Annotated in this window: 10 protein-coding genes and 1 pseudogene; 1 reads left to right on the top strand and 10 read right to left on the bottom strand. The window is 66.1% G+C overall.

The features are described 5' to 3' along the window. From K1Y73_RS19675 to fdnG, 6 genes are all read right to left on the bottom strand, one after another. Positions 1 to 493 (bottom strand): GTP-binding protein (locus K1Y73_RS19675; RefSeq protein ID WP_263626707.1); only part of this gene is annotated, 493 nt, incomplete at its 3' end. Next, on the bottom strand, positions 490 to 1,866 hold the full coding sequence (gene selA, locus K1Y73_RS19670) for an L-seryl-tRNA(Sec) selenium transferase (RefSeq protein WP_225029999.1): 1,377 nt from the start codon (positions 1,864 to 1,866) through the stop codon (positions 490 to 492). The genes K1Y73_RS19675 and selA, both read right to left, overlap by 4 nt. Continuing rightward, positions 1,863 to 2,741 carry a formate dehydrogenase accessory protein FdhE gene (gene fdhE, locus K1Y73_RS19665; protein ID WP_225029998.1) on the bottom strand — a complete coding sequence of 293 codons (879 nt, stop codon included), beginning with the start codon at positions 2,739 to 2,741 and terminating at the stop codon, positions 1,863 to 1,865. The genes selA and fdhE overlap by 4 nt, the downstream gene beginning before the upstream one ends. Positions 2,742 to 2,794: 53 nt before the next feature. Further along, complete coding sequence (locus tag K1Y73_RS19660; RefSeq protein WP_225029997.1) at positions 2,795 to 3,478, bottom strand: formate dehydrogenase subunit gamma; 684 nt, start codon at positions 3,476 to 3,478, stop codon at positions 2,795 to 2,797. After that, complete coding sequence (gene fdxH, locus K1Y73_RS19655; protein ID WP_318248261.1) at positions 3,475 to 4,449, bottom strand: formate dehydrogenase subunit beta; 975 nt, start codon at positions 4,447 to 4,449, stop codon at positions 3,475 to 3,477. The genes K1Y73_RS19660 and fdxH overlap by 4 nt, the downstream gene beginning before the upstream one ends. Next, positions 4,446 to 7,529: a formate dehydrogenase-N subunit alpha gene (gene fdnG / locus K1Y73_RS19650; RefSeq protein WP_263626706.1), complete on the bottom strand. Its 3,084-nt coding sequence runs from the start codon at positions 7,527 to 7,529 to the stop codon at positions 4,446 to 4,448. The genes fdxH and fdnG overlap by 4 nt, the downstream gene beginning before the upstream one ends. Before the next feature lie 321 nt (positions 7,530 to 7,850). On the opposite strand from fdnG, the gene K1Y73_RS19640 reads away from it, so the two are divergent. Then, positions 7,851 to 8,282: a hypothetical protein gene (locus K1Y73_RS19640; protein WP_225029995.1), complete on the top strand. Its 432-nt coding sequence runs from the start codon at positions 7,851 to 7,853 to the stop codon at positions 8,280 to 8,282. A gap of 39 nt (positions 8,283 to 8,321) precedes the next feature. Here K1Y73_RS19640 and cydX read toward each other — a convergent pair whose 3' ends face one another. From cydX to K1Y73_RS19620, 4 genes and pseudogenes are all read right to left on the bottom strand, one after another. Next, entirely contained in the window at positions 8,322 to 8,453 is a 132-nt protein-coding gene (cydX, locus tag K1Y73_RS19635; RefSeq protein ID WP_225029994.1) for a cytochrome bd-I oxidase subunit CydX, read from the bottom strand. Between the two features lie 15 nt (positions 8,454 to 8,468). Beyond that, entirely contained in the window at positions 8,469 to 9,632 is a 1,164-nt protein-coding gene (cydB, locus tag K1Y73_RS19630) for a cytochrome d ubiquinol oxidase subunit II (RefSeq protein ID WP_225029993.1), read from the bottom strand. 5 nt (positions 9,633 to 9,637) lie between these two features. After that, a complete protein-coding gene (locus K1Y73_RS19625) occupies positions 9,638 to 11,248 on the bottom strand; it encodes a cytochrome ubiquinol oxidase subunit I (protein ID WP_225029992.1) in 1,611 nt (536 codons plus the stop codon). A 125-nt stretch (positions 11,249 to 11,373) separates the two neighbouring features. Further along, positions 11,374 to 11,623, bottom strand: a pseudogene (locus K1Y73_RS19620) (hypothetical protein); the annotation flags it as partial.

Here is an 11,623-nt window from a genome sequence, read left to right as displayed (position 1 = left end):
CGGCCGCGATCAGCGCGGCGCGCAGATCCGCGATCCCCTCGCCCGTCAGCGCCGACACCGCCAGAACCGGCGCCTCGGCAAGCGCCGTTCCCGCCAGGGCAAGGCGGATCTGATCCGCAACCGCGCGGCGGCGCGGCGCATCGGCCAGATCCGCCTTGCTCAGCGCCACCAGCCCGCGGCCAAGCCCCAGCAGGTCCAGGATCGCCAGATGTTCGCGGGTCTGCGGCATCACCCCGTCATCGGCCGCCACCACCAGAAGCGCGAAATCGATGCCGCCGGCGCCGGCCAGCATCGTGTGGATCAGCCGCTCATGCCCGGGCACATCGACGAACCCGGTCACCGCGCCGCCGCCCAGATCGGCATAGGCAAAGCCCAGGTCGATGGTGATGCCGCGGGCCTTTTCCTCGGCCAGCCGATCGGCATCCACCCCGGTCAGCGCCTTCACCAGGGCCGTCTTGCCATGGTCGATATGGCCCGCCGTCCCGACGATCATCCGCCCAGCGCCTGCAAAAGGTCGTCGTCGCAGCCCAGGCAGCGCAGATCCAGCACCAAGGCGCCGTCGCGGATATGGCCGATCACCGGCACCGCGCCGCCGCGCAAACGGGCCGACAGACGGTCGGGCGCGTCGCCCCCCGGCCCGGTCAGCCGCAGGCCGGCGCTGGGGATCGTGTCGACCGGCAAGGCGCCCGAGCCGATCTGGCTTTCGCAATCGCAAGCCGCGCAGGCATAGCCCCAGGCGGCCACCTTCGCCCCGACCAGCGGTGCCAGCCGCGCCGCCTGGGCCGCGATCTCGGGCTTCGGCCGGGCCAGATAGCGCAGCGTCGGCAGCCGCTCGGCCAGACGGTCGGGGTCGCGATAAAGCCGCAAGGTCGCCTCCAGCGCGGCGATGCGGATCTTGTCCAGCCGCAGCGCGCGTTTCAGCGGGTTGCGGTTGATCTGCGCGATCAGATCCTTACGGCCAAGGATGAACCCCGCCTGCGGCCCGCCCAGCAGCTTGTCGCCGGAAAACGTCACCAGATCGGCGCCTTCGGCCACCGCCTCGGCCACGGTCGGCTCGCGCCGAAGGCCCCAGCGCGACAGATCGACCAGCGAGCCCGAGCCCAGATCGTTCATCAAAGGCACGCCGGCCTTGCGCGCGATGGCGGCCAAGGCGGGCGCGGGAACCTCGGCCGTAAAGCCCTCGATGCGGTAATTCGACGGGTGGACCTTCAGGATCACCCCGGTCTGCGGGCCCAGCGCGCCTTCATAATCGCGCGGATGGGTGCGGTTCGTCGTGCCCACTTCGCGCAGCACGGCGCCGGCGCGGGCCATGATGTCGGGCATGCGGAAGGCACCGCCGATCTCGATCAATTCGCCGCGCGACACCACCGCCTCGCGGCCTTGGGCGAAACTGTTCAGCGCGATCAGCACCGCGCCGGCATTGTTGTTGACCACCGTGGCATCCTCGGCCCCGGTCAGCTCGCACAGAAGCCCGCGAAGGTGGTCGTCGCGCTGGCCCCGGCTGCCGCCGCCCAGATCGAATTCCAGCGCCAAGGGGTTGGCCATGGCCTGCACCGCCGCCGCAATCGCCGCCTCGGCCAGAAGGGCGCGGCCCAGATTGGTGTGCAGGACCGTGCCCGACAGGTTCAGCACGGGGCGCAGCCCCGACCGCGCGGCCTGCGCCAGATCGGCCACCAGCGCCGGGGTCAGGCCGGCGGCCAGTTCCACTGCATCGGCCCCGGCGCGGATCGCCGCGCGCGCCGCATCCAGCCGGGCGCGCAAGGCGGCCAGAACCGGCGCGCGGCCATGTTCGGCCACCAGCGCCTGCCCCTCGGCCCCGGACAGGACCTGGTCGACCGAGGGCAAGGCGCGGTAATCGCCGCTCAATAGCCCACCAGGAACGGGTTGAAGCCGCCGCGCGTCAGCCCCGTCTCCTTCATCATCAGATCCAGCCCCAGCGAGGCCACGTCATCGGCCAAAGCCTCAAGCGTGGGGTTCTTGGTGGCATACAGGATCTTCACCCAGGACCCGCATTCCGTGCAGCATTCCGCCTTCACCATCGCCTCGGTCGTCTCGGCCGAGCGATAGCTGATCCCCTTGGTCGAGCCGCAGCACAGGCAGGTGATCCGCACCACGTTCCATTGCGTCGCGCAGGTCGCGCAGGTGGCGTAGCGGATGTTCTCGATCCCCTGGGCGCCGGTCACGGTCGAGGTGACGGGCCTGCCGCCGCAGGAAGGGCAGCAACCTGGGGCACTGGGGCGCAGCGATTTGGCATCCAGCTGCGCGGCAAGGCGCGCCAGATGAACCTGCACCGCGGCGGCGGCGAAGAGATGCGGCGCGGCGCTGTCTTCGGGGATGCGGTCGGACAGGACATTGCCCAGAAGCCAGCGGCGATCTTGCGCATCGGCGGCGGTCACGGCCTGCAGGGCCAGGCGCGCGGGGCCCGGCATGTCAAGGTCCGCCGCGCCCGCGCACAGGGCGGCCGGAGTGGCTTGCAGCGCCGGATCCTCGGCCAAAGCAGCGCGGTCCAGCGGTGCGGGGCCGGGCAGCACGGGGGGCGGCATCGCGGCGGCCAGCCGGGCCTGCAAGGCGGCCAACTCGCCCAGAAAGGCCAGATAGGGGCCCAGCCGGCTGGACTGCGCCAGAAAGGCAAAGCGGCGTGCGCGGGTCTGGAACAGCGCCACCGGATCGGGCAGCCGGGCGAAATCCGGCTGCGCCACCCCGCCGATCATCCCCGGATCGGGCTCTGCGCTGCGGCTCATATGACCTCCTCGGGCCGACCGGCCACGCGATGGGGCATTCTATCGCCTTCCGGTCACTTTGCGGGTTTCCCCCGGTTGCGTCCAGCCACTTCGCGCAGCCATTTGCGGTGATGCCGCCAGGCCCAGCCGCCGGTGACCGAACCGCGGGTCATCGCGCGCAGCGTGCCGCGCGTCCAGATCGCGGCATAGACATGCAGGATGAAGACCAGCCCCATCAGCACCGCCGCCGCGGCATGCACCAGAACCGCGATGCGCCGGTCGGGGATGGTGACCAGATCGGGGAAATATTCCTGCCAGATCGCGATTCCGCTGCCCAGAAGCAGCAGGATCAGTCCCGCCATCGCCCAGAAGACGAATTTCTGCCCGGCATTGTATTTGCCAAGGGTGGGCAGCTTTTCCTCGTTCTGGTCCATCACGTCGCGGAAATGCTTGACCCAGACCACATCGTCGCGGCGCGGAAGGTTGCGCGCCACCAGCTGGATGAAGATCAAAAGATAGCCCAGGGCCAGCACCAGCCCCAGGAACGGATGCAGCCAGCGCGCCATCTGCCCGCCGCCGAACAGCGCCGTCAGGCCGAACAGCGCGGGGTGGAAGAAGGCCAGACCCGACAGCATCAGAAGGATCGTCGTTGCCGCGATGATCCAGTGATTTGCCCTTGTGAACCAGCGATAGCGGCTGACCAGCACCGGGCGCGTGCTGATCAGATGGTCGCCCGCTTCGGAATAGTCGCGCGTCATGCCCGATCCTCCGCCCCGCCGTTCACCAGGGCCTGGGCCTGCATCTCATCCTCGGGCTGCACCCGGTTCGGGCGGCTAAGCAGCCCATGCAGCACCGCCCCCGCCGCGGCCAGGCCCAGCGCCGCCAGGCCCACGGTCTTGGCCGGGCCCTTCCAGCCCTGAACCAGCGGCGAGATCTGCGGGTCATCCGGCAGGCCCGCGTAAAGCGAGGGCTGGTCGGCGTGATGCAGCACATAGATCACATGCGTGCCGCCCACGCCCTGCGGGTCGTAGATGCCGGCATTTTCATAGCCGCGCGCTTTCAGATCGGCGATGCGGTCCTCGGCATGGGCCAGCATTTCGTCCTTGGGGCCGAAGCTGATGCATTGGGTCGGGCAGGCCTTGGCGCAGGCCGGCCCCTGCCCCACCGCCACCCGGTCGGAGCAGAGCGTGCATTTGTAGCTTTTGTGATCCACCTTCGAGACGCGCGGGATGTCGAAGGGGCAGCCGGTCACGCAATAGCCGCAGCCGATGCAGTTTTCATGGATGAAATCCACGATCCCGTTGGAATATTGCACGATCGCGCCGGGGGCCGGGCAGGCTTTCAGGCAGCCCGGATCTTCGCAATGCATGCAGCCATCCTTGCGGATGAGCCATTCGAAATCCCCGGTCTGGGGGTTTTCGTATTCGGTGAAGCGCATCAGCGTGAACATGTCGGGCGTCAGGTCATGCGGGTTCTCGTAGACCCCCACATTGACGCCCAGCTCGGGCTGGGTGTCGTTCCATTCGATGCAGGCCGACTGGCAGGCCTTGCAGCCAATGCATTTCGACACGTCGATCAGCTTGGCGACCTTGGTCAGCTGCCGGTCCGGCGCGGGCAGGTTCGGCATGGCCGAGGCCCGCACGACGTCCGAGGGCAGAAGGTTGACCTCCATCGGCTGCACCGGCGGATTGGCCGCCGCGGTGGTCGGTTCGGGGGCGCGGGTGGTCATGCCAGGGGCCCTTTCTCGACGGGTTCGATGTTGCAGAGGAAGGCCTTGAATTCCGGCGTCTCGATATTCGCGTCGCCCACGAAGGGGGTCAGCGAATTCGGGCCAAAGCCCTTCTGCGCGGCGCCCATGAAGCCCCAGTGAATGGGCATGCCCACGACATGCACGGTCTTGCCCGCACAGATCATCGGCTTGATCCGCTTGGTCACCACCGCCTTGGCCCAGATCTGCCCGCGCTTCGACCAGATCCGCACCTGCCCCCCTTTGGCGATGCCCTTCTCGGCCGCAAGTTCCTCCGAGATTTCCACGAAGAACTCGGGCTGCAAGGCGGCATTCACCTTGTTGTGCTTGGTCCAGTAGTGGAAATGTTCGGTCAGCCGGTACGAGGTGCCGACCAGCGGGAATTCGGCGCTGGTGGCCATCTGCGCCAGATCGTCGGGGAAGACCCGCGCCACCGGATTGCCGCGGATCGCGGCGTTCAGCGGGTTGTCGATCGGGCTTTCGAAGGGCTCCATATGGGTGGGGAACGGGCCATCCTTCAGGCCCTTGCGCGCGAACAGCTTGCCCACGCCTTCATTCGTCATGATGAAGGGCATCACGTCTTCGGGTTTCGAGGTGACGCCGATATCGGGCACGTCATAGCCCGCCCATTTCGCGCCGTCCCATTCGATCAGCTTGCGGGTCGGATCCCAGGCCTTGCCGTGAATGTCGGCCGAGGCGCGGTTGTACAGGATCCGCCGGTTCAGGGGCCAGGCAAAGGCCCAGTTCAGATAGGCGCCGGTGTCATCGGGATCGGTATTGTCCCGCCGCGCCATCATGTTGCCCTCTTCGGTCCAGCAGCCCGAGAAGATCCAGCAGCCGCACATGGTGCTGCCATCATCCTTCAACTGGCTGAAGTTCTTCAGCTGCTTGCCCGCGTCCAGCACCAGTTTGGTGGGATCGGTCGCGTCATACAGCGGCGCCAGCGCGCGACCGTTCATTTCCTTCGCCAGTTCCTCGGGCGAGGGTTCATAGGGATCGGCATAATCCCAGGTCAGGTTCAGGATCGGATCGGGGAACTTGCCGCCCTCGACCCGGTACAGATCGCGCAGGCGCAGGAAGATGTTGGCCATGATCCAGCAATCCCGCCGCGCCTGGCCCGGAGGCGTGGCCCCGGCCCAGTGCCATTGCAGCCAGCGGCCCGAATTCACCAGCGCGCCTTCGTCTTCGGCAAAGCAGGTGGTCGGCAGTTCCAGCACCTCGGTCTGGATCGCGGCCGGGTCCACATCGTTGAAAACACCGTGGTTTTCCCAGAAATGCGCCGTCTCGGTCTGCAGCGGGTCCATCACGACCAGCAGTTTCAGCTTCGACAGCGCTTCGGTCAGCTTGGCGCGGTTGGGGAAGCTGAGCAGCGGGTTGAAGCCCTGGCAGAAATACAGGTTCACCTCGCCCTTCGCCATCATCTCGAAGGTGCGCAGGATGTCATACGAGGGCACGTCCAGCTTGGGCAGGTAGTGATAGGCCCAGTCGTTTTCCGCCGTTGCCGCATCGCCCCACATCGCCTTCAGGAACGAGACGATGAACTTGCGGTAATTCTGCCAGTAGCTGGTCTGGTTCGGCCGCAGGGGCGCGTTGCCGCGGGTCGACATATAGGTCTCGAAATCGACTTCCTTATCCACGGGGATGTTCAGATAGCCCGGGATCAGGTTCGACATCAGCCCCAGATCGGTCAGACCCTGGATGTTGGAATGGCCGCGCAGCGCGTTCACCCCGCCGCCGCGCAACCCGATATTGCCCAGGATCAGCTGCAGCATCGCCATGCCGCGAATGTTCTGCGCGCCCTTGGAATGCTGGGTCCAGCCCAGCGCATACATCGAGGTCATCACCCGATCAGGCGCCGCGCATTCCCCGATCATCTCGCAGATCTTCAGGAAGCGGTCCTTCGGCGTGCCGCAGGTGTTTTCCACGAAGTCGGGCGTGTAGATCGCGACATGGTCTTTCAGCAGCGCCCAGACGCAGCGCGGATCGCTTAGCGTGGGGTCGGTCAGCGCAAACCCGTCTTCGCCCAGCTGATAGTCCCAATCCGCCGTGTCATAGACCCGTTTTTCGGCGTCATAGCCGTTGAACAACCCGTCCGACCAGCCGAAGCCCTCCTTCACCAGGAAAGACGCGTTGGTGTAGTTCTTCACATACTCCCACTGCACCTTGCCGTTGGCGATGCACCAGTTGATCACCCCCATCAGGAAGGCGATGTCGCTGCCCGGCCGGATCGGCGCGTAATAATCGGCCACGCTGGCCGTGCGGGTGAAGCGCGGATCCACCACGATCAGCTTGGCGCCGCGTTTCGCCTTGGCCTCGGTCACCCATTTGAAGCCGCAGGGATGCGCCTCGGCGGCATTGCCGCCCATGACGATGGCAAGGTCGGTGTTCTTGATATCGGTCCACGAGTTGGTCATCGCGCCGCGGCCGAACGTCGGAGCCAGACTGGCTACCGTGGGGCCGTGTCAGACGCGCGCCTGATTGTCGAAGGCGACCATGCCCAGGGATCGGACGACCTTGTAGGTGGTCCAGGCCGTTTCATTGGTGGTGCCCGAGGCGGCCAGGAAGCCCGCGGTCTTCCAGCGGTTGACCACTTGGCCCTGATCGTTGGTTTCGATCAGGTTGGCGTCGCGGTCATCCTTGATCGCGCGGGCGATCTTGTCGAAGGCCTGATCCCAGCTGATATCCTGCCATGCGGCCCCGCCCGGCGCGCGATAGCGCGGCTTGACGGCGCGGGTGGCCGACAGGGCGAAATCCTTGATCGCCGCGCCCTTGGGGCACAGCGTGCCGCGGTTGGTGGGGTGGTCGGCATCGCCTTCCACATGCACGAGTTCCGCCGTCTCGCCCGCCTTCAGGTCACCCTTGGCATAAAGGATGATCCCGCAGGCAACCGAGCAATAGGTGCAGGTGTTGCGTGTCTCGGTCATGGTGGCCAGCTTGAAGGCGCGCACATGCGCCACCTCTGCCGCTTCAGCCGCGCCAAAGCCCATGGCGCCCAGACTGGTCGCTGCCACCCCCGCGCCTGCCAGCTTCAGAAAGCTGCGCCGCGAAAGGTCAATCGTCATTGATCCCCTCCGTCCCTTGCGTGGCATCCAGATCGTTCCAGCAGGCGCCTGTTTGCGCCCTGTGTCAATCCTGGATTCCAGCCGCGGCGCAGCGCCGATCCGCCGCCGCGGCGCAGCTGAAATCCGCCGAAACCGGGCCGCCGCGGGGCCTGTGGCTTTGGATGTTTCGTTTCCGGTCTTGCTCCAAACCGAATATTTCATGCACATTGCACATATCCGCTATGTTGTCGCTCGTGTGATGTTATCAGTCGCAAACAACACAAAGGCTGAAGCCGAATCGCATAGGTCGATGCCTTCGCTTTCGCACAGGACACCGGGAAGATGTTCGCTTTCTATCAGGCCCATTTCGACTGGCGCGCGCGGGCCTTGTTCGCCCAGCGCTATGACGATCTGGCCCGCCACTACAGCCTGCCGCTGCCCGTGGCCCTCGGCGGGCATCGGATGCTGGTCGGGGATGCGTCCGAGCTGATCGTGCATCTGCATCGCCACCGCGAGGCGCTGGTTGCGCGCGGCGCCACCGCGCTGGTGCCGCATATCGTGGCGATGGATCTGCCCGGCTGCGGCGACCGGATCTGGCTGCGCTGGCGCGAAATGACCGCCGAGGGGCTCAGCGCCGACTGGTCGGATGTGGTCTACCAGATGTCGGGCGACCGCAGCCAGCCCCTGGTGACCGCGATGACCTATACGCGGCTGATGATGCCGGAATTCGGCCGCCCCTCGACCCATCGCCGGCTGGTGCGCGCCGCGCGCTGATCGCGGCGGCACGCATCGGGGCAAAGGGGGTCAGGCCGTCTAGGCGTCGCCGTCTTCGGGCAGGCGCTGGCGCAGCAGCTTTTCATCCTCTTTCAGCTCAAGCCACATCGCGTTCAGCACCGCGAAGCCGGCCGCCAGCGGCAGACCCAGGATCCAGGCGAAATACCACATTGCGCGGCTCCTTTCCTAATACAGCAACGGACCGGCCGAGCCGTCCTTGTCGGGCGTGACCTTGCCCCACAGCACTTTGTAGACCCAGGCCGTATAGGCCAGGATCAAGGGCATGAAGATCACCGTCACCACCAGCATGACGAACAGCGTCAGATGCGAGGACGAGGCGTTCCACACCGTCAGCGACGAGCCGGGATGGGTTGAGGACGGCAGGATGAAGGGAAACATCGTCAGCCCGACCGACGAGATCACCCCCAGGATCGACAGTTTCGACATCAGCAGCGTCGACACTTCGCGCCCCGCCCGCAGCCCGGCAAAGGTCAGCAGCGCACCCAGAATGCCCAAGCCCGGCGCAACGGCGATCCAGGGCCGGTCGCCATAGACGCTCAGCCAAGACGCGGTCTGTTCCACGGTGAAATGCAAGGGGTTCGACGGGCCATCGGTGACGTAGTCGCCGACGATCCGGTAGCCGCCGATGCCATAGGCCATCCACAGCCCGGCCAGCCCATAGGCCGCCGCCGCCACCAGCGCCGCCACCGCGCCATAGGCCCGCGCCCGCGCCTGCACCGCGCCTTCGGTCTTCAGGTTCAGCCAGGCGCCGCCATGCATCACCAGCATCGCCAGCGACACCACCCCCGCCAGCAGCGAGAACGGGTCGAGAAGCCCGATGAATTTCGTGTACCAGGCGCCCTCATAGACCGTGTGCAGATCGTCGGTCAGGTGGAAGGGCACGCCCTGAAGCACATTGCCCACTGCCACGCCGAACAGCAGCGCCGGCGCCGCGCCGCTGATGAACAGCGCCCGGTCCCAGTTCGACCGCCAGGCATACCCGTCGCGCTTCGAGCGGAACTTGAACGCGACCGGCCGCACGATCAGGCAGGCCAGCACCGCAAACATCGCCAGGTAAAAGCCCGAGAAGCTGACCGCGTATAAAGGCGGCCAAGCGGCGAAGATCGACCCTCCGCCCAGGATGAACCAGACCTGATTGCCCTCCCAGACCGGGCCCACCGTGTTGATGGCGACGCGGCGTTCCACATCGGTCTGGCCCACGAAGGGCATCAGCGCCATCGCGCCCATGTCAAAGCCGTCGGTCAGCGCAAAGCCGATCAGCAAGACGCCCAGCAGCAGCCACCAGATCACCCGCAGGGTTTCATAGCTGACAAGTTCGTTCAGGATCATCTCTTTCACTCCGCCGGCTGTGCAATGGCATCGGCATTCTGCCGACCGGCCAGCCGCGCGCGATGCCGCGCGACCCAGGCCTCGGTTTCCTCGACATCCTGGAACGGACCCTTGCGGATGTATTTCAGCATCAGGCCCATCTCGATGATGAAGAGGACGGTGTAGAAGATCACGAAGCCCGCCAGCGTCATCGCAACTTCGGTGATCGACAGCGCCGAGACCGACAGCGCGGTCGGCAGCACCCCGTCCACCGTCCAGGGCTGGCGGCCGAATTCGGCGACGAACCAGCCCATTTCGGCGGCGATCCAGGGCGCGGGGATCATCCAGACCGCCAGATGCAGCGCCCAGCGCGGATAGCGCATCTGCCGGAACGAGGCGCGCCAGAAGAAATAGGCCATCGTCACGATGAAGGAAAAGCCCAGCGCCACCATGATGCGGAAGGCCCAGAACAGCGGCCAGACCGTCGGCACCGTGTCACCCGCCGCCTGCTTGATCTGCGCATCCGTCGCCTCGCGCGGGTCGTCGACATATTTCTTCAACAGGAAGGCAAAACCCAGATCGGCCGAATGCGCCTCAAACCTCTGCACGACTTCGGGCGGCGTCGCCGCGCGTTCGGCCCGCAGCGTCAACAGCGCGTCATAGGCAATGATGCCCGAGCGCACCCGATCCTCGGCCGTGGCCACCAACTGGTCTATGCCCGGAATGACCGTGGTCAGCGACCGCGTGCCGATCAGCCCCATCACGAAGGGAATGTGGATCGCATAATGGGTCTGCCGCGCCTCTTGGTCGGGAAGGCCGATCAGCGTGAAGGGGGCGGGGGCGGGTTCGGTCTGCCACATGCCCTCGATCGCGGCGAGCTTCATCTTCTGGTTATGCGTGGCCGTATAGCCAGACTCGTCGCCCAAGAGCACGACCGAGAAGGCCGAGGCCAGGCCAAAGGCCGCCGCCACCGTGATCGAGCGGCGCGCCAGTTCGACATGCCGGTCGCGCAGCAGATACCAGGCCGAGACGCCGATCACGAAGACCGCAGCCGTCACATAGCCCGCCGAGACGGTATGGACGAATTTCGCCTGCGCCACCTCGTTGAACAGGACCTCGAAGAAATCGGTCATCTCCATGCGCATGGTCATCGGGTTGAATTCGGCGCCGACCGGGTTCTGCATCCAGCCATTGGCGATCAGGATCCACAGCGCGGAAAAGTTCGATGCGATCGCCACCAGCCAGGTGACGGTCAGATGGCCGACCTTCGACAGCTTGTCCCAGCCGAAGAAGAACAGGCCCACGAACGTGGCCTCCATGAAGAAGGCCATCAACCCTTCGATCGCCAGGGGCGCGCCGAAGATGTCGCCGACATAATGGCTGTAATAGCTCCAGTTCATGCCGAACTGGAATTCCATGGTGATCCCGGTCGCCACACCCATCGCGAAATTGATGCCGAACAGATTGCCCCAGAACTTGGTCATCTGGCGCCAGACGGGGCGGTTGGTCATCACATAGACCGTCTCCATCACCGCGACCACGACCGACAGGCCCAGGGTCAGCGGCACGAAAAGAAAGTGATACATGGCCGTCATGGCAAATTGCAGCCGCGACAGCTCGACGATCCCGAATTCCATGCTTCCCGCTCCGGCTTCAGCGCGGCCCGGCCCCGGAACGCCGGGTCAGACACATATTGCGCGATGAATGTGTTCAGCCTGCGCCCCGGGGGCCGGGGAGTCAATAATCCGCATCGCCGCTGCGACTATTCGGCCCGCCCTGCGGAAGAGAATGCTGTCAGGGCAAGGCATTGGTCCGATGCTGCGGCCTCGGCCGCGCGATGCGAGGCGATCAGCACCGCGGTCTGGGGCAGCGCCCGGCGCAGGCCCGCCAGGACGGCGGCGGCGGTGGGCGCATCCAGCCCCTCGGTCGGTTCGTCCAGAAGCAGCAGTTGCGGGCGGCGCAGCAGCGCGCGGGCCAGCAGCCGCTTGCGCCGCCAGCGCAGCCGGTATGAG

This window comes from Xinfangfangia pollutisoli (assembly GCF_020179405.1).
Classification (GTDB): Bacteria; Pseudomonadota; Alphaproteobacteria; order Rhodobacterales; family Rhodobacteraceae; genus Pseudogemmobacter; species Pseudogemmobacter pollutisoli.
The sequence above is the reverse complement of the archived record's forward strand: the minus strand, read 5'-3'. Positions and strand labels throughout refer to the sequence as shown.

Coding starts and splice junctions, on each gene's coding strand:
- K1Y73_RS19625 (WP_225029992.1), bottom strand. CDS start 11,248: ATGGAATTCGGGATCGTCGAGCTGTCGCGGCTGCAATTTGCCATGACG.
- cydX (WP_225029994.1), bottom strand. CDS start 8,453: ATGTGGTATTTCGCCTGGATCCTGGGTCTGCCGCTGGCGGCCGGCTTC.
- cydB (WP_225029993.1), bottom strand. CDS start 9,632: ATGATCCTGAACGAACTTGTCAGCTATGAAACCCTGCGGGTGATCTGG.
- fdxH (WP_318248261.1), bottom strand. CDS start 4,449: ATGACCACCCGCGCCCCCGAACCGACCACCGCGGCGGCCAATCCGCCG.
- K1Y73_RS19640 (WP_225029995.1), top strand. CDS start 7,851: ATGTTCGCTTTCTATCAGGCCCATTTCGACTGGCGCGCGCGGGCCTTG.
- K1Y73_RS19660 (WP_225029997.1), bottom strand. CDS start 3,478: ATGACGCGCGACTATTCCGAAGCGGGCGACCATCTGATCAGCACGCGC.
- fdhE (WP_225029998.1), bottom strand. CDS start 2,741: ATGAGCCGCAGCGCAGAGCCCGATCCGGGGATGATCGGCGGGGTGGCG.